The organism is Hungatella hominis (genome assembly GCF_014288005.1).
Lineage (GTDB): Bacteria > Bacillota > Clostridia > Lachnospirales > Lachnospiraceae > Hungatella > Hungatella effluvii.
In genome coordinates, this window is sequence record NZ_JACOPB010000017.1 from 81,834 (window position 1) to 99,724 (window position 17,891).

Annotated in this window: 13 protein-coding genes; 10 read left to right on the top strand and 3 right to left on the bottom strand. The window is 51.1% G+C overall.

The genetic code is table 11. The features are described 5' to 3' along the window. Positions 1–275 precede the first annotated feature (275 nt). On the bottom strand, positions 276–1,268 hold the full coding sequence (locus H8S75_RS25735; RefSeq protein ID WP_055659368.1) for a LacI family DNA-binding transcriptional regulator: 993 nt from the start codon (positions 1,266–1,268) through the stop codon (positions 276–278). A 399-nt stretch (positions 1,269–1,667) separates the two neighbouring features. On the opposite strand from H8S75_RS25735, the gene H8S75_RS25740 reads away from it, so the two are divergent. The 8 genes from H8S75_RS25740 (at position 1,668) to H8S75_RS25775 (ending at position 13,654) form a co-directional block, all read left to right on the top strand. Next, the gene (locus tag H8S75_RS25740) at positions 1,668–2,909 is read left to right on the top strand and encodes an extracellular solute-binding protein (protein WP_187023965.1); all 1,242 of its coding nucleotides are present in this window, start codon (positions 1,668–1,670) and stop codon (positions 2,907–2,909) included. Between the two features lie 12 nt (positions 2,910–2,921). Then, complete coding sequence (locus H8S75_RS25745; protein ID WP_187023966.1) at positions 2,922–4,298, top strand: carbohydrate ABC transporter permease; 1,377 nt, start codon at positions 2,922–2,924, stop codon at positions 4,296–4,298. 1 nt (position 4,299) lies between these two features. Continuing rightward, positions 4,300–5,166 (top strand): sugar ABC transporter permease, encoded by an 867-nt coding sequence (locus H8S75_RS25750; protein ID WP_055659361.1) that lies wholly within the window; start codon positions 4,300–4,302, stop codon positions 5,164–5,166. 29 nt (positions 5,167–5,195) lie between these two features. Then, a complete protein-coding gene (gene pulA / locus H8S75_RS25755) occupies positions 5,196–7,232 on the top strand; it encodes a type I pullulanase (protein WP_187023999.1) in 2,037 nt (678 codons plus the stop codon). After that, positions 7,229–9,220 carry an amylo-alpha-1,6-glucosidase gene (locus H8S75_RS25760; RefSeq protein ID WP_187023967.1) on the top strand — a complete coding sequence of 664 codons (1,992 nt, stop codon included), beginning with the start codon at positions 7,229–7,231 and terminating at the stop codon, positions 9,218–9,220. The genes pulA and H8S75_RS25760 overlap by 4 nt, the downstream gene beginning before the upstream one ends. Positions 9,221–9,240: 20 nt before the next feature. Beyond that, positions 9,241–11,499 carry a glycogen/starch/alpha-glucan phosphorylase gene (locus H8S75_RS25765; protein WP_187024000.1) on the top strand — a complete coding sequence of 753 codons (2,259 nt, stop codon included), beginning with the start codon at positions 9,241–9,243 and terminating at the stop codon, positions 11,497–11,499. 69 nt (positions 11,500–11,568) lie between these two features. Then, on the top strand, positions 11,569–13,194 hold the full coding sequence (locus H8S75_RS25770; protein WP_187023968.1) for a glycoside hydrolase family 13 protein: 1,626 nt from the start codon (positions 11,569–11,571) through the stop codon (positions 13,192–13,194). Between the two features lie 106 nt (positions 13,195–13,300). Beyond that, the gene (locus tag H8S75_RS25775) at positions 13,301–13,654 is read left to right on the top strand and encodes a DUF1801 domain-containing protein (RefSeq protein ID WP_187023969.1); all 354 of its coding nucleotides are present in this window, start codon (positions 13,301–13,303) and stop codon (positions 13,652–13,654) included. A gap of 55 nt (positions 13,655–13,709) precedes the next feature. On the opposite strand, the gene H8S75_RS25780 is transcribed toward H8S75_RS25775, so the two are convergent. Then, positions 13,710–14,483, bottom strand: a complete 774-nt coding sequence (locus H8S75_RS25780) for a GNAT family N-acetyltransferase (protein WP_187023970.1) — start codon at positions 14,481–14,483, stop codon at positions 13,710–13,712. Between the two features lie 263 nt (positions 14,484–14,746). Here H8S75_RS25780 and H8S75_RS25785 point away from each other — a divergent pair, with 263 nt between their 5' ends. Together H8S75_RS25785 and H8S75_RS25790 are read left to right on the top strand one after the other, a co-directional pair. Next, positions 14,747–15,742: a Gfo/Idh/MocA family protein gene (locus H8S75_RS25785; RefSeq protein ID WP_187023971.1), complete on the top strand. Its 996-nt coding sequence runs from the start codon at positions 14,747–14,749 to the stop codon at positions 15,740–15,742. Positions 15,743–15,769: 27 nt separating this feature from the next. Continuing rightward, positions 15,770–16,309 (top strand): methylated-DNA--[protein]-cysteine S-methyltransferase, encoded by a 540-nt coding sequence (locus H8S75_RS25790; RefSeq protein WP_187023972.1) that lies wholly within the window; start codon positions 15,770–15,772, stop codon positions 16,307–16,309. Positions 16,310–16,366: 57 nt separating this feature from the next. Here H8S75_RS25790 and H8S75_RS25795 read toward each other — a convergent pair whose 3' ends face one another. Further along, on the bottom strand, positions 16,367–17,758 hold the full coding sequence (locus H8S75_RS25795) for an MFS transporter (RefSeq protein WP_187023973.1): 1,392 nt from the start codon (positions 17,756–17,758) through the stop codon (positions 16,367–16,369). Between the last annotated feature and the right edge of the window lie 133 nt (positions 17,759–17,891).

The following is a 17,891-nucleotide window of genomic DNA, read 5'->3' on the forward strand; positions in this document are numbered from 1 at the left end:
TTTTTCAGATGTGTTTGAGTGAATAGATTGGCGAAATGCCAGATAATCAGAATGAACGGAAGAGGTTCCGCTCATAAAGTGAATGTATTTATTATAGCAGAGTAACAGGGAAAATGGAACAGAAAGATTAGAAATAATGCCCCATACAATCCGACTGTTACAATTCACAGCACCAGGCGGCAGAGGCTCGCGGTGGGGCCGTGAATTGTAACAGCCAGCTGCCCCGATAAACAGGAGGAATAAATGGAATGCATGTGGCCTGCGTACTGCCTGCCTTATTTCCCTGCCCCGCAGGAGCTTCTCAAAATCAACTGCGGATGCAGCAGGATCGTGCCGATGGGAACGCCGTTTAACAGGCTGTCCAGCGCGTAGTATCCGCACTTTCCCAGCTGAGGGCGGTCCTGGCGGATTGTGGTTAAGGGGGGCGCCGTGTAGGGACTCATCGGCAGATCATCGAAGCCGATGATGCTTAAGTCCTCGGGGATCTTCTTTCCCAGCTCCTGGCACTGGACCATGGCCGCGTTGGCCAGCTGGTCGTGGCTGCAGATGATGGCAGTCACGCCGCGCTCCAGAAGCCGCGGCAGATGCTTCTGAATGCATTCGGAAATGTAATAGGAGCTTCCTGACAGCTGAGGATCGGCTGGAAGGCCGTTTGCCTTAAGCGCTGCAAAGAAAGCCCGGTGGCGTACTAAAAAGACGTGGGAGCCCAGCGCCCCGCTTAAGTATCCAATCTTCTTGTGGCCCAGGCTCTTTAAATGGTTCACCGCCAGTTCCATCCCCTCATCGTTATCCACGGCGACGCTGGCGACGGAGGGATTCCCCATGACATAGTTGTCAAACAGAACCGCGGGAGTGCGGCTCGTCTTAAAATCCGCGATCCAGGGTTCGCTTAAGGAGATACCCATGACCAGGGAGCCGATGTAATCGTTTTCCAGCATGAACACGTCGTAGGGTGTGGTCTTCTGCAGGCTTTTGGTAATGGGAATCACGTCCACGGTTAAGCCGGCCGGCTCGGCCATCTGGCGAAATCCCATAATGATGTCGTAGCCGAAGTGCCCGGGCGAGGTGTATTCCATATTATAAATAAGGACGCAGACCTTCTTGGAAACATTTCTTTTTCTGCGAAGTTTTGTGTATCCCATCTCGACTGCTGTCTCTAAAATTGTTTTTCGTAAAGTTTCGCTTATGTCGGGGGCATCACTCAGGGCTTTGGATACCGTACCCTTGGAAATCCCCAATTTATCAGCAATATCCGCTATCGTTACCATATTCTTCTCCAGTTCTTTCCGATAATTCAGACAGTCATTCCGGCTGCTTTCCAGTCCATTATATATAAAATAATAAAAAAATGCAATAAAATATACAAAATCAAAATAAGAATTTTCGGCTTGTTTCGTCTGAATGTCAAAATGCAAAAACAAATAAATCGTTCTTTCGTTGAAAAAAAGAAGGATGAAGAGGAGAAAATTAGATAAAATTCCTTAAAATAGTCTTGACGTACGGAAAAAGATGGAGTATGATACAAATATACGAAACTAAACGAAACTTTTTGAGAAAGTCACTGCACCTCAGCTTGAAATAATCTCGACACACGCGGGTGACACGTATCGCATGCAGAAGACAGAAAGGCTGGTCTCTGCGAACTCATAACAAGGAGGAAGATGGGAATGAAGAGAGAGTTGGGATTGACGCTCACCCTGGCGGCGGCAGCCGTGATGACCGCCGGAATGCTTGGCGGCTGTGGAAAGGCATCATCGGGACAGGGAGGAAGGGAAGAGGTCAGACTGATGGTGTGGTCGCCTTCCGAGGATCAGTCGAAGGACAGCGGCCAGTGGCTGCAGACGAGCTGTGAACAGTTTGCCAAGCTGCATCCGGAATGGGATATCACGTTCGTGTATGGAGTCGCTGACGAGGCTACGGCCGCCAACCAGGTGGCGCAGGACGCGGAGGCCAGCGCAGACGTGTTCATGTATGCCAACGACACCTTGACGATCATGACAGACGCCGGTGCATTGGTGAAGTTCGGCGGAAAGTACCGGGAAGAGATCGAATCGACAAACTCGAAGGAAGTCATCGATTCTGTGACCATGGACGGTGAATTGTACGGTGTTCCGTTTACTACCAACACCTGGTTTATGTATTACGACAAGAGCGTGTTTTCCGAGGATGACATTAAGAACCTGGATCAGATGCTGACTAAAGGCGTGGTTTCCTTTCCCTTTACCAACTCCTGGTATTTACCTTCCTTTTATATAGGAAACGGCTGCTCCCTGTTCGGGGACGGAACCGATGAGTCGCAGGGGGTCGATTTCGGCGGAGAGAAGGCACTGGAGGTCACCAACTACTTAGTTGATTTAATCGCCAATCCGAATTTCCGGGTGGACGCGGATGGATCGGGAATGGCCGGTCTCCGGGACGGAAGCATACAGGCCATCTTCTCCGGCTCCTGGGATATGGCGTCGGTGAAAGATATCCTCGGGGACAACATGGGCGTGTCGGCCCTTCCTGCCTATACGTTAAACGGCGAAGAGCGGCAGATGACGGCATATGCCGGTTCCAAGGCGATCGGAGTGAATCCGGAGTCGTCCAATATGGTCCCTGCGGTTCAGCTTGCCGTGTACTTAGGCTCTGCGGAGGCACAGAAGCTTCACTATGAACTGAGAAATGTGGTTCCGTGTAACTTAGAGCTGATGGAAGAACCGGCCATTGCCAGCGACGCGCTGGTGGCGGCACAGAATGACACCTTCAACCGTACGTCGATCCTTCAGCCGTTCGTTGCAGCCATGAATAACTGCTGGGTTCCGGTGGAGAACATGGGCAAGGGAATCCGGAATGGGAACGTAACCCACGAGAATGCAGGGGAACAGACGGAAGCCATGAATGCTGCGATGAACAGCAATGGAATTTAGGGGGATGAATCTATGGGAAAGTTAACGGGTAAATTAGAATTTGCAGCAGCCTGGTCCTTCCGGGAGGCGCTTAAAAACGGCGGCGCAGAGACGAAGCTGTCCATGGTTTTGATGGGTCTGGGAAATATTGTACATAAACAGGTCGCCAAGGGCCTGATTTACATGGCAATCGAAGCGGCTTACGTGGTATTTATGATTATGACCGGCTTTCACTGCATCTCCATGCTGGGAAGTCTTGGAACCGTGGGGCAGCAGGTGGTCTGGGACGAGGTGAACCAGGTCTACTTATACACGAAGGGAGACCAGTCTGTGCTGATCCTGCTCTATGGAGTGGCGGTGCTGTTTCTGACCGTACTCATGGCGGCCGCATGGTACGGCGCAGTGAAGAGCGCCTATAAGGCGGAATGCCTCGATAAGGCGGGAAAGCATGTGAACAATTTCGCGGAAGATTTAAAGAGTCTGCTCCACGAAAATTTATACCGCCTCTTCATGACGCCGCCGCTGACCTTTATCTTCGGTTTTACCGTGCTGCCGCTGATCTTCATGATCTGCATGGCGTTTACCAATTACAGCAAAATCGACAACCATCTGGTCCTGTTTGACTGGGTCGGCCTCGATAATTTCCGGGCGCTGTTTGATTCCGGCAGTATCCTGGGAAGTACCTTCTGGTCAGTCCTGTCATGGACTCTGGTGTGGGCGTTTTTTGCCACCTTCACAAACTATATCTTCGGTATGATCCTTGCGATCGCCATCAACCGGAAGGAGACGAAGGCCAAAGGCTTCTGGCGGTTCTGTTTCGTCCTTTCCTGCGCGGTTCCCATGTTCGTATCGCTGCTGATTATGAGAACGATGCTGCAGCCTAACGGCGCCGTTAACGTGCTCCTGAGAAATATCGGGCTGATTGGAGCTGATGCCAGCCTGCCGTTTTTTACCAATCCAACCTGGGCCCGCGTAACCATTATCGTCATCAACATCTGGGTGGGAGTTCCCTATACGCTGCTTCAGCTGACCGGTGTCCTTCAGAGCATCCCGGCCGACGTATACGAGGCAGCGAGAGTGGACGGCGCCAATGCCTTCCAGACCTTCTTTAAGATCACGCTTCCATATATGCTTTACATCACCACGCCGTACCTGATTGCCACATTTACCGGCAATGTCAATAACTTCAATGTCATCTACTTATTATCCGGCGGCGATCCGGTGACGGATTTAGCCTCTACGGCGGGCAAGACGGACCTTCTCGTCACCTGGCTCTATAAGCTGACGATTGATAAACAGTATTACAACATCGGCGCAGTCATCGGTATCCTGACGTTTATCATTCTGGCCGTGGGAGCGCTGCTCACGTACCGCAACAGCAAATCCTATAAAGATGAGGAGGCATTCTAATATGAAGAAAATGAGATCGGCAAAGCAGGTTAAGACGGTAAATAATATCCTGGTTCACACGGCTCTTGCCATTCTGGCGGCAGTCTGGGTGTTTCCCATCATCTGGGTGGTGCTCACCAGCTTCCGTGCGGAAAAGGGCTCCTATGTGTCCACCTTCTTTCCCAAGGCGTATACGCTGGCAAACTATACCAGGCTTTTCACGGATACGACGATTTTAAACTTCCCGCGTATGTTCGCCAATACGCTGTTCATCGCGGTGTGTTCCTGCATTTTGTCCACGTTCTATGTGCTGGCGGTATCCTACTGTCTCTCCCGGCTTAAGTTCCGTATGAGAAAGCCGTACATGAACATGGCGATGATTCTGGGTCTGTTTCCTGGCTTCATGTCCATGGTGGCGGTGTATTTTATCCTGAAGGCTCTTGGACTGACAGAAGGCAATCTGATCCGCCTGGCGCTCATACTCTGTTACTCCGGAGGCGCGGGACTGACATTTCAGATTGCCAAGGGCTTCTTTGACACGGTTCCGCGCGCCATCGACGAGGCGGCTTTAATCGACGGCTGCAACCGCTGGCAGATATTTTCAAAGATTACACTGCCATTAAGCAAACCGATTATCATCTACACGGTGCTGACCTCCTTTATCTCGCCGTGGGTGGATTTTATCTTCGCAAAGGTAATCTGCCGCGCCAATTCGGACCAGTATACGATAGCGATCGGCTTATGGAGAATGCTGGAAAAGGAATATATTGACAACTGGTACACCAGCTTTGCGGCCAGCGCGGTGCTGATATCCATACCTATTGCGATCCTGTTTCTGTGTATGCAGAAGTATTATGTGAATGGCATGTCCGGTGCAGTGAAAGGGTAACGCAGCATCAGGAAGGCTGAGGAATGACTATGACGAAGAAAATGACAGCAAGAGAGCTGAAACGCTTCTATGCGGACAGCACATTTAAGAAAAATTACATCTATGACGGCCATGATCTGGGCGCTGCCTGCGGCAGTGACGGGACTGTGTTTAAGCTGTGGAGTCCGGTCGCGGACCGGGTGGAGCTCCATCTCTACCCGGATGGGGACGAGAGCGGCTGTATCCGCTCCGTCTCCATGGAACGGGGAGAGAAAGGCGTATGGATGTACCGGACGGAGGAATGTCTTCACGGTACGTATTACGATTATGATGTGAGCATTGGCCATGAGACGCGCCGGACCGGGGACCCGTATGCAAGAGCCTGCGGAATCAACAGCAGGCGCAGTATGGCGGTAGAGCTTGGAAAGACAGACCCGGAAGGCTGGGAATCGGACCAGGCTCCGAAAAGGCAGCGCGAGGACATTATCTACGAGCTTCATGTGAAGGAGTTTTCCTGGGACGGGAGCGCGGGATTTCCGGAGGAGTTGAGGGGAACGTACCGGGCGTTTACAGTGGAGGATACCACCCTGTTCGGGGATGGCGTCCACCCAACCGGAATCCGGTATCTAAAGGAGCTGGGCGTTACCCATATCCAGCTGATGCCGGTCTATGATTTCGGCTCCGTCGATGAGGCCGGAGACCGGGACCAGTTTAACTGGGGCTATGATCCGGTCTGCTACAATGTGCCGGAAGGCTCCTATTCTACCGATCCGGCCCGCGGGGAGGTGCGGATAAAGGAACTGAAGGAGCTGGTGCAGACGCTGCACCGGAACGGTTTTCGGGTCATCATGGACGTGGTTTATAACCACACCTACTCGGCGGATTCTTCCTTCCAGCGGGTTGTGCCATGGTATTACTACCGCCAGGAGGAAGACGGAACGCTTTCCGACGGCTCCGGATGCGGCAATGATTTTGCCGCCGAGAGGGAGATGGCTGCGTCATTTATCCTGGACTCTGTCCTTTACTGGACAGAGGAATACCATATGGACGGCTTTCGGTTTGATTTAATGGGGCTGCTCCCGACGGAACTGATGAACCGGATCCAGGAAGAGCTGGATAAGCGGTACGGCATGGGTGAGAAGCTGATCTACGGGGAGCCGTGGGCTGCGAACGAGACGCCCATGGAACCCGGCTTTCATCAGGCCTTGAAAGAAAATGAAAAGAGACTGAATCCCCGCGTCGCCATGTTCTGCGACAACACGAGGGATGCGGTTAAGGGCCACGTGTTCGAAGCCATGGAACCCGGTTTTGTAAATGGCGGGGAAGGACTGGAGCGGGAGATCATGCACGCGGCTTCAGCCTGGTGCGACAGGGGAGGGGCATTCCACGCTGGTTCGCCGGAACGTGTCTTAAGCTACGTTTCGGCCCACGATAACCTGACGCTCTGGGATAAACTGATCCTTTCCATGACCCGCAACGATCACTCGCTGGCACTGCACATGAGCCGCTGTGACAGGAAAGGCTTTTATGAAAGACCGGAGGAGGTCATGCGGGCGTATAAGCTGGCGGTTTCTGTGTATTTTACATGCCAGGGACGCTTATTCTTCCTTTCGGGCGAAGAGTTTGCGCGGACAAAAGAGGGAGATGACAACAGCTTTGAAGCTCCCATTTCCTTGAACCGCCTGGACTATAAACGGGCGTATGAATTCGAAGAACTGGTTCATTTTTATAAAGACCTGATTGCGCTGAGAAAATGCCTTCCGGGCCTCTGCGATAAATCGGAGGAAGCCGGAAAACGCATTTTTAAGAAGAATGCAAACCGAAAGGGCGTCGTCAGCTTCCAGGTGGATAACCGATACAGGGGAGAGGGGCTCTGTGACACGCTCTTTATCGCCTACAACAGCCGCCGCCGTCCGGTGAAGGTGACACTTCCGGAAGGGGAGTGGGAAGCATTTTTAAAGGATGGAGACAGCGGGATGTGGAGACGGCCGCAGAGAGAGACGTATTCGGGCCTTCTGATTCTGCCGCCGGTTTCCGCGGTTATCATGGGACGGAAAACAGAGATGAAACAGGAGGCAGCGCGATGAAGCTTGTATATGGAAAACAGGATTTTAAAACACTGGAGCGCGGCCAGGAGAACTGTTATCTGCTGACCAACGGGCTCGGCGGCTTTTCATCGGAAACCGTGATCGGCTCAGCCGCCCGCAACGACCATGCGTTTTTTATGGCCTGCACGAAGGCACCGAATCACAGGTATCACATGATTCACAGGCTGCGTGAGAGGCTGGTTACGGCAGAGGGCGCGGAATATCTCTCCAGCCAGGAGTTTGCAGACGGAAAGGAACCGGAAGACGGATACCTCCGCCTGTCCTCCTTTCAGTTTGAGGATTGCCCCGTGTGGATGTACCACACGGCCGGAGTCGAAGTTAGAAAGACCGCGGCCATGAAACAGGGGGAGAATACAATTGCCGTCCGGTATGAGATTCAGAATCACAGGAGAGAGGCGTGTACTCTTTTAGTAGTTCCTTTTCTGCAGTTTGTAAAGAAGGGGGACGATCTGGACATGGATCAGGCGTTTTCCTGTTCTGACGGCCGGGTCAGTTCGGCGGGATTGGACCTCTATTTTTCTACAGACGGCATTGTGACTGCCTTCGAACCGGTTTATGAGACGTACTACTACGCTTATGACGCCTGTGACGGACGGAGGGAGACCGGGAGGGCTCTGGCCAACCATGGGGTCAGCTTAACGGCTGGCGCCGGGGCGTGTTCCAGTCTGGAAATCGTTTACTCTCTCAAACCGGTGACGGAAACGGCGGAGGCCATACTGGAAGGCGCGGTCCGATATCGCCGGGAACTGGAGAGACAGGCCGGTTTTCAGTCTGAGGCAGCTTCCATGCTGGCTAAGAGCGCGGCACAGTTTATCGCCCGCCGGGAATCCACAGGGGGAGATACGATTCTGGCCGGATATCCTTTTTTCGAGGACTGGGGCCGGGATACCATGATCGCGCTGGGCGGATGCGCTCTGGCGACGGGGCGGTTCGAGACGGTAAAGAGCATTTTAAGGACATTTTTGAAGGCGGAGAAGAACGGGCTGATGCCGAATCTCTTCCCCGAAGGCGGCAGCGAGCCCATGTATAACACGGTGGATGCGGCGCTTCTTTTTATCAACAGCGTTTATCTGTATTTTGAGAGGACAAATGACATATCCTTTGTAAGAGAGTGCTATCCGGTCATGGAGCATATCGTGAAGCGGTATGAGGAAGGGACGGAGTTCGGTATTCACATGGATGAAGACGGGCTGATCGCAGCGGGAAAGGGCTTCGACCAGGTAACCTGGATGGATGTGCGGATTGGCGACATACTTCCCACACCACGCCACGGGAAACCGGTAGAGATTAACGCTTACTGGTATAATGCGCTGCGGATTATGGAGAGATTGGGCGGGATCGCCGCGTCGTCCGATGACACAGCGGCCGCCGGTACAGCCGCTTCCGCCGCTCGCTGCGGCCGTCTGGCGGAGCTTGTAAAACAGTCTTTTAATGAAAAATTCTGGCTGGAGGAAAAACACTGCTTAAAAGATGTGATCTCCGGGACAGAAGACGGCGGCAGAGCGGCCGCTGACAATCAAATCCGCTGTAACCAGATCTGGGCGGTCTCCATGACTTTTTCCATGCTTTCACCGGAAAAAGAGAAACAGGTGGTGGAAACTGTGGCGGAAAAGTTGTATACTCCTTATGGACTGAGAACTCTCTCTGAGGATGAGAAGGAGTTCAGTCCATTTTACGGAGGCAGTCAGCTTGACAGGGATTTGGCGTATCATCAGGGTACGGTCTGGATGTTTCCGCTGGGCGGATACTACCTCGCATATCTGAAGGTACATGGGTACAGCAGGGAGGCGAAGGCGGAAGTATGCCGCCAGCTGGAGGTTTTGGAAGGCGCCATGCGGGAAGGATGCGCCGGGCAGCTTCCTGAGATTTATGACGGGAAAAATCCCGTTTCTTCGAAGGGCTGTTTTGCCCAGGCGTGGAGTGTGGGTGAAATCCTCCGTGTATATGAAGCTTTGGAAAAAGTATAAGTAAAGGAGAATCGATGATGATGGAACAGGAATTAAATAAAGTTCTGGGCGAAAGATTTGGAAAAACTCTTGAGGAAGCCTGTATGGAGGAAATCTACCATGCGCTTCTTACCATTGTAAAGGGCAGGATGAAGGATCTAAAAAAGAATGCGGGCAGCAGGAAGCTCTATTATATTTCGGCGGAATTTTTAATTGGAAAGCTGCTTTCCAACAACTTGATCAACCTCGGCCTGTTTGATGAGACGGCGGAAGTCTTAAAGAAGCACGGAATCGATATTGCGGATATCGAAGAGGCGGAGACAGAGCCATCACTGGGAAATGGCGGCCTCGGAAGGCTGGCGGCCTGCTTCCTCGACTCGATTGCGACGCTTGAGCTGCCGGGCGACGGCGTGGGCTTAAATTACCATGACGGCCTCTTTAAACAGACCTTTGCAGACCATAAGCAGAGGGAAGAGAAGAACCCGTGGATGACCGGGGACGACTGGCTGACAAGGACGGATGTTCGGTTTGAAGTGCCGTTTAAGGATCTTACCGTGACCTCCACCATGTATGACATTGACGTGCCAGGCTACAAAGGCGGAAAGAATTCCCTCCATTTATTCGATTTAGACTCGGTGGACGAATCCATCATCCATGACGGAATCGAGTTCGATAAAGAAGATATCCGGCGGGGCTTAACCCTCTTCCTCTATCCGGACGACAGCGACGAGAAGGGACAGCTTCTGCGCATCTACCAGCAGTATTTCATGGTGAGCAACGCGGCTCAGCTGATTTTAAAAGAGACGGAAGAGCGCGGATTTGATCTCTACCATCTCCATGAGCATGTAGTTATTCAGATCAATGATACCCATCCGACCATGGTGATTCCGGAACTGGTCCGCCTCCTGATGGCAAGAGGCTTTAACATCGACACAGCCATCGATGTGGTGAGAAAGACGTGTGCGTACACCAACCACACCATCTTGGCAGAGGCTCTGGAAAAATGGCCGGCTTCCTATTTGGAAAAAGTGGTTCCGCAGCTGATGCCGATTATCCGGGAGCTGGATAAGAGGGTGAGACGCGATTTCCACGATGAGAAGGTCTATATCATCGACGAGCAGGAACGCGTTCATATGGCTCATATCGATATCCATTACGGGCAGAGCGTCAACGGCGTTGCGGCTCTTCATACACAGATTCTCGAGGAATCAGAGCTGAAGCCGTTTTACGATATTTACCCGGAAAAATTCAATAATAAGACGAACGGCATCACGTTCCGCAGATGGCTGCTGCACTGCAACCATGAGCTGGCTTCCTATGTTGAGGAGCTGATCGGATCCGGCTATAAGATTCACGCGGAGGAGCTGGAAAAACTCCTTGTGTATCAGGAGGACGAGGCAGTTCTGGACCGTCTCCGCCAGATTAAGCAGAATGCAAAGCTGGACTTAAAGAAGTATTTGAAGAGTACCCAGGGAGTCGAGATTGACGAAAATTCCATTTACGATATCCAGGTGAAGCGTCTCCACGAATACAAGCGCCAGCAGATGAACGCGCTTTACGCAATTTATAAGTATCTGGAGATTAAGAAGGGCAATCTGCCGAAGCGTCCCATTACCATGATTTTCGGAGCTAAGGCTGCCCCGGCCTATACGATTGCCAAGGATATTATCCATTTAATTCTCTGTCTGCAGGAGCTGATCGACAGCGATCCGGAAGTGAGCCCGTACTTAAAGGTCGTGATGGTGGAAAATTACAATGTGAGCAAAGCTGCGAAGCTGATTCCGGCCTGCGACATTTCCGAGCAGATTTCCCTGGCTTCCAAGGAGGCGTCCGGAACCGGCAACATGAAGTTTATGTTAAACGGCGCGGTGACTCTGGGAACCGAGGATGGCGCCAATGTGGAGATTCATCAGCTTGTGGGCGACGATAACATCTATATTTTCGGAAAATCCTCCGATGAGGTTATTAAGCTCTATGAAACCAGCGGTTACTGCTCCAGAAAGATTTATGAGAGCGACAGCCTCGTGGAGGAGCTGGTGGACTTTATCATCAGCAAAAAGATGATCTTAACCGGTGATCCGGTTAATTTAGGAAGGCTTTATAAAGAACTGGTTTCCAAAGACTGGTTTATGACACTTCTGGATTTGAGAGAATACATTGCGGTGAAAGAGCAGATGCTGGCGGATTACGAGGATGAGCGTTCCTGGGCCCGCAAGTCCCTGGTTAATATTGCGAAGGCCGGATACTTCTCTTCAGACAGAACCATCGAGGAGTACAATAAGGATATCTGGCACCTGTAAAACGGAGGGTTTACGCTGCAAAGTGAGTGTGTATGGAAGTAATGATACGCTGGAGGAAATGGAAAGACTATGGCAGACAGAAATGAGCAAAAATGGTGGAAAACATCGGTGATCTATCAGATATATCCCAGAAGCTTTAAGGACAGCGACGGGGACGGAATCGGAGACTTGAACGGAATCATAGAAAAACTGGATTACCTGGAGGAACTGGGGATCGATGCCGTCTGGCTTTCACCTGTGTGTAAGTCACCTCAGGACGACAACGGGTATGATATCTCAGATTATCAGGATATTGATCCGCTGTTCGGCAGCCTCCAGGACATGGAACGCCTGATTAAAGAGGCGGGAGAGCATGGGATTAAGATCATCATGGATCTGGTCTTAAACCATACATCGGATGAACACCGGTGGTTTTTAGAGGCGAAGAAGAGTAAGGATAATCCATACCATGACTACTACGTCTGGCGCGACGGTGAGGAGGGCGTTCTTCCCAATGACATGAGAGCCTGCTTCGGCGGCCCGGCATGGGAGTGGGTACCGGAACTGTCACAGTACTATTTTCATCAGTTCTCCGTCAAACAGCCGGATTTAAACTGGGAAAATGAAGCAGTACGGAGGGAAATCTACGAGATGATCCGCTGGTGGATGGACAAAGGCGTGGGCGGCTTCCGCTTAGACGTCATCGATCAGATCGCCAAGGAACCGGACTTAAAGATTACGGGCAATGGACCGCGCCTTCATGAATTTATCCGGGAATTGAGCCGGGAGACGTTCCAGAAAGGGGATTGTGTCACCGTAGGCGAGTGCTGGGGCGCCGATACGGAGCGTGCAAAGCTCTACAGTGCGCCGGATGGAAGCGAGTTCTCCATGGTATTCCAGTTTGAGCACATTATGCTGGATTCCGTACCGGGCAGGGAGAAATGGGATCTGGCGCCCCTTCCTTTCGTAAAACTCAAGGAAGTTTTAAACAAATGGCAGTGTGAGCTGCAGGGGAGCGGCTGGAACAGCCTTTTCTGGGACAATCACGATCTGCCGCGGATCGTATCGCGGTGGGGTAATGACAAGGAGTATCGTGTGGAGTCGGCTAAGATGCTGGCCACGGTTCTCCACGGTATGCAGGGAACGCCCTATATCTACCAGGGAGAGGAACTGGGCATGACGAACACGGACTATGAGATCGGAGAGTATCGGGACATCGAGACGCTTCATATGTATGAGGAACGTCTGGAAGCCGGGTATTCCGAGGAGGAGATCATGCGGTCCATCCATGCCAAAGGGCGGGACAATGCCAGAACGCCGATGCAGTGGAACTGCGGCGAGGGAGCCGGATTTACAGATGGAACTCCCTGGATCCGGATCAATGGGAATTACGGGGAAATCAACGCGGAAGGAGAACTGGCGGATCCTCAATCGGTCTTCCATTATTATAAGAGACTGATTCGTTTAAGGAAAGAGTATCCTGTCTTTGTACATGGAAGCTTCCAACTGCTTCTGGAGGGCGATCCGAATATATTTGCATACGTGAGAGAATGGGAAGGCGTCCGCCTGCTGGTACTCTGCAATTTCTTCGGCAGTGAAACCTGGTGCCCTTTAAAGGAGATGTGGGAAGGAAAAAAACGGCTCCTGTGCAATTATCAGGATGGAGAGAATGACGAGATTTTAAGACCGTATGAGGCCCGGATGATTCTGCTTTAAGAAAGAAACACTTTGGCCCGGCGGCTGAAACTGTGGAGGAAAACTGCGGGGAAGGCGCCGGGCTTTTGCATAACCATAAAATACATTCCAAAATGGAGGTCTGCCCATGAGCGCCAGTTCGGTAACAGAATACACAGATAACTTAAGTGAAAATGGAAAAAAGTATGTCAGCGATTTCATCGGATTCATGCGCGAACAGTATCCGCAGATCGATTCTAAAATATGCTTTTCAATGCCAATGTGGCTGGCGGGTGAAAAAATGAAGGACGGATATATTGCTGTCTCCGCAGCCAAAAATCATTTTTCTATCCATTTTTCAGAGGAAGGATATGTAACCAACATAGCCAGAATGGTACCTGCCTGTAAAACCGGAAGGCAGTGTATCAATATCAAATATGGAGATGACGAGTCCTATCAGATTGTGAAGGATCACGTCAGGGATTTTTTGCTGCGCCAGTAACGGCTCATGGGGACTGTGCCCGCCGGAGTGTTCCGGCGCACACGGTCCCCATGGTTTATTTCAGGCCATTTATGTTGTCCACGAATTCACTGTTTCTGGCAGTCAGTTCTACCCAGGCCGGCCGAAAACCGCATTTTATTGCGTTGCGGACGGACTTTAAGTTGGACCATGCGGCACAATAAAAGGGAACTTTCCCCAAAGCGATGATTTCCAGCGCCAGTTTGCTGGTCAATGCGGCCGCGATCCCTTTTCGTCTGTAAGCGGGAAGAACGTCGATCCCGATCTGGTACATGGTTTCACAGTCGGCAGAGCAGCCGGCGAGTCCGATTAGCCTGCCGTGATCGTAGGCTCCCACGCCAAGAACATCGAACCCTCTGTTTTCGCTGGATAGGGCGTTGCTCCATTCCTCCGTATACAGATCAGAAAAATCGCCTTTATGCAGGACTCTTGTCTCGAATTCACAGGGCAGCTCCTTCAGTTGTGTCAGATCAGGCAGAAAGTATTCTGCCATAAAGCATACCTTTAAATCGTAAGCGGCCAGAGAGTCGTTTAAAGCGTTTATATTAGGCGTCTCAAAACAATGCTCAACTGGATATTTTTCTATGTAGACGCTAACAATGCCGGCCAGCCGTTCACTCACCTGAGCTACAATGTTATTGCCGTAGGATACTAGGTCACATTCCAGCGGCAGAGGCAGATATTTTCTCGCGTTTCTGTGCGGTTTCGACAGTACAACCCGGTTTTCTGCCTGCAAAAAATCTTCCGCGCTGCAGCTGCAGTCGACTGCGGATTGTTCTAATGCTATTTCCAGTATTTCCTTATTTGTCATAAATAATCTCCTCAAAGTAAAGCATATCAATTGAATGAAAGTAACTTCTTCCCGCATTTATGCCACATGATATCCCTCCCTTTTTCTTTCAGACTTTATACAGCCGGACGAAGCTCTCCGGCCATAATCCTGTGAATCCATTGTACCATAGGCCAAAGATTCGTGAAAGACTTTGCCGTGCGGTTATTGTAATCCGTTCGCATTGCAATTGTCCCTCTCTTTCGCTATAATGGATGAATAGAAATGGCAGGAGGAATTGACATATGATACGATGTGCAACCATAGGAACAAATTTTGTGGCGGACTGGTTTATGAAGGCGGTCCAGGCGTGTGACGGGATCAACTGCAGCCTGGTTTATTCCAGAAACAGGGGGACGGCGGAGGCGTTTTGCATGAAACACGGAGCGGAGCGGTGGTGTACGGATTTAATGGAGGTTGCGGAAGCGGAGGATGTAGATGCAGTCTATATCGCCAGCCCTAACAGCCTTCATTACGAACAGGCGGCGCTGATGCTGTCCCATGGAAAACATGTGCTCTGTGAGAAGACCATAACCTCCAATGAGGCGGAGCTTAAGGAACTGGTCCGGATTGCGGGAGAGAACCGCGCAGTTCTTATGGAAGCCATGCGTTCGGTCCATGAGGAAGGATTTTTGCGGCTGAGAGAGGTGCTTCCGATGGTGGGGACGATCCGGAGGGCCAGCTTCCAGTATGCGAAATATTCCTCTCGATACGATAAGTTTAAGGAAGGAATCATTGAAAATGCATTCAACCCGGTGTTTTCCAACGGCGCTCTGATGGACATCGGAGTCTACTGCGTCCATCCGCTGGTACGGCTGTTTGGTATGCCGAAGAAGATTATCGCAGATTCCCTGCTTCTCTCCAACGGTGTGGAAGGAGCGGGTACCATCCTGGCCTCCTACGATGGCATGCAGGCGGAACTTCTCTACTCCAAAATAACCAATAACCGCCTTCCAAGTCAGATTCAGGGCGAAGACGGGACTCTGGTGATCGACAATATTACGAATATCTGCAGCGTGGTTTTCTATGACAGAAAAGGCAATGCGGAAACGGTTATTGATCTTCCTCCGGAGCACAGCCTGGATGGAGAAGTAAAGGACTGGCTCCGCATGATTGAGACCGGGGAAGGAGTTCGGGAAGACAACGAATGTTCCCTGATGGAACTGCGTGTGATGGATGAGGCGAGACGCCAGGCGGGAATCGTCTTCCCGGCCGATCTCCGTAAAATTACCGGATGTTGATTATATGAAAACAAAGGGGGATTACCTATGTATTATTCGACGGCCTGTCCGTCACCTGTGGGAGTGATAACCCTGGCCTCCGATGGAGAGAAGCTGACCGGTCTGTGGCTGGAGGGACAGAAGTATTATGGCGGTGCGATTGCAGGCAGCATGACAGAAAATGATGATGTGCCGGTGTTCAGCGCCGCGAAACAGTGGCTGAACCGGTATTTTTCAGGGGAGAAACCGTTGGCCTCGGAACTGCCCCTGGCGCCTGTGGGCAGCGAATTCCGGCAGAAGGTATGGGAGATTCTCTGCGAAATTCCGTATGGCAGCGTGATCACCTACGGAGATATCGCGAAACGAATGGCTGTGATGTTAAACAGGCCCACCATGTCGGGACAGGCGGTGGGCGGAGCGGTCGGGCACAATCCCATCTCGATTATCATCCCGTGCCACCGTGTCGTGGGATCGAACGGAAGTCTGACGGGATACGCAGGCGGAATTGATGCGAAGATAAAGCTGCTGGAGCTGGAAGGCGCAGACATGTCTTCGCTGTTTGTTCCATCTAAGGGGAGCGCACTCTGAACTTGACAGAATCAGTAAAAGAAGGGTTTTGCAGCAGCATCTGCAAAACCCTTCTTTTTATCCGCGTTGCTTGTTTTCGAGGCAGTGCTTTTTCTTCAGCACTTTTCTCATTTTGACGGCATATCCGGCTGTTATGGGGTAAAAACAGGACAAAACCAGGACTGCCAGCAGAGTCAGTATGGGAATGGCTATTTTTATGGCAAGAATCATATGGACGCTTTTTACTGAAACTGGAACGTTGGCGGCATATCCTGTGAACGCCAGCAGGCTGCCGACGATCAGAGTAGAGAAGGAACCGCAGAATTTCCGAACAAAGGTGCTGGAAGCATTGATAAAACCGGCCTGTGCACAGCCGAAATGGAGTTCGGTATAATCGGTGCAGTCAGGAATCATTGCAAAACAGCAGATATTGGAAAAGGTCAGCCCGGTTGTGGTGAAGAGGCTCATGATTACCACCTGCCATAAGACTGCGTTTTCACGCAGCACAAGCAGAATCACCGCGGAGATAAACTGGAGAAGCATACTGATTCTCAGCATGGCGATCTTCCCGAAGCGTCTCATGAGAGAGGGAAGAAATGGAACCAGAACCAGGTTGACGCATATCTGTATGGCGGAGATGACGGCCAGGATCGAAAGACTGCCAACCACATATTTTATGTAGTACAGACTGATTGTTGCATTGATCGAGATTCCGAGATTGACCATGCCCAGCATCAGGCTGTTGCAGAGAACAGCGGGATTTTTAAAGACAACGTTGGACTGTCTGCGCCAGCTGAGCTTTGGAGGCGTTGCAATGGACATGTAATAATCCTTCTTTTTTGCTGCATTCGCTGCGAGAAAAGCCGTAATGACGCACAGAATGGCCACGATGGCAGCGGAACAGAACCATCCAGCAGAGGCATTTTTAAAATGTGTAATAACGGGAATTGTGAAGAGTCCAACTGCGGAAGTGGCTACCGCTCCGGAAAGCTGTCTTGAGGTGAGGAGCAGATTCCGCTCATGAGCGTCATGGGACAGCACGCTGTTCAGTGCCTGCCACGGCACGGTAAACTGAGTAAAAAAGACGGAGAGCAGCATCATGACGGCGCAGTAATAGATGATTAGTCCGCGGGAGGACAGCGGAGGGACGGAAAACTGCAGCAGAATCATGACGGCCAGGCCGATGGCGCCGAAGATCATGTGAGGACGGTATTTGCCCCACCGTCTGGTGTTGGTGTTGTCCACAATTTTACCGATCAATGGATCGTTCACTGCATCCCATATGGACATTAACATGGAGCAGGTGCCCACCAGTCCAATCGGCAGGCCTGCCATGTCTGTCATAAAATTCATTCCGAACTGGGTGCGGAACTGGTTGGGAAGCGTGCTTGCAAAGCCGCCGACCCCATAGGCGATAATATCTTTCTTTTGCAGCTTCTCCTGATCAGCTCCTGTTTTTTCTGTAGCCATAATTGTTTCCCCCTTAGTACATTTGAAAATATTTTAATATATTTATTAAATAAAATCAAGGGTATTTTATAAAATAAATAATAAATATAAATAAAAAACCAGGAATCTCTATTTTTTAAACAGAGATTCCTGG

Coding starts and splice junctions, on each gene's coding strand:
- H8S75_RS25735 (WP_055659368.1), bottom strand. CDS start 1,268: ATGGTAACGATAGCGGATATTGCTGATAAATTGGGGATTTCCAAGGGT.
- H8S75_RS25740 (WP_187023965.1), top strand. CDS start 1,668: ATGAAGAGAGAGTTGGGATTGACGCTCACCCTGGCGGCGGCAGCCGTG.
- H8S75_RS25745 (WP_187023966.1), top strand. CDS start 2,922: ATGGGAAAGTTAACGGGTAAATTAGAATTTGCAGCAGCCTGGTCCTTC.
- H8S75_RS25750 (WP_055659361.1), top strand. CDS start 4,300: ATGAAGAAAATGAGATCGGCAAAGCAGGTTAAGACGGTAAATAATATC.
- pulA (WP_187023999.1), top strand. CDS start 5,196: ATGACGAAGAAAATGACAGCAAGAGAGCTGAAACGCTTCTATGCGGAC.
- H8S75_RS25760 (WP_187023967.1), top strand. CDS start 7,229: ATGAAGCTTGTATATGGAAAACAGGATTTTAAAACACTGGAGCGCGGC.
- H8S75_RS25765 (WP_187024000.1), top strand. CDS start 9,241: ATGGAACAGGAATTAAATAAAGTTCTGGGCGAAAGATTTGGAAAAACT.
- H8S75_RS25770 (WP_187023968.1), top strand. CDS start 11,569: ATGGCAGACAGAAATGAGCAAAAATGGTGGAAAACATCGGTGATCTAT.
- H8S75_RS25775 (WP_187023969.1), top strand. CDS start 13,301: ATGAGCGCCAGTTCGGTAACAGAATACACAGATAACTTAAGTGAAAAT.
- H8S75_RS25780 (WP_187023970.1), bottom strand. CDS start 14,483: ATGACAAATAAGGAAATACTGGAAATAGCATTAGAACAATCCGCAGTC.
- H8S75_RS25785 (WP_187023971.1), top strand. CDS start 14,747: ATGATACGATGTGCAACCATAGGAACAAATTTTGTGGCGGACTGGTTT.
- H8S75_RS25790 (WP_187023972.1), top strand. CDS start 15,770: ATGTATTATTCGACGGCCTGTCCGTCACCTGTGGGAGTGATAACCCTG.
- H8S75_RS25795 (WP_187023973.1), bottom strand. CDS start 17,758: ATGGCTACAGAAAAAACAGGAGCTGATCAGGAGAAGCTGCAAAAGAAA.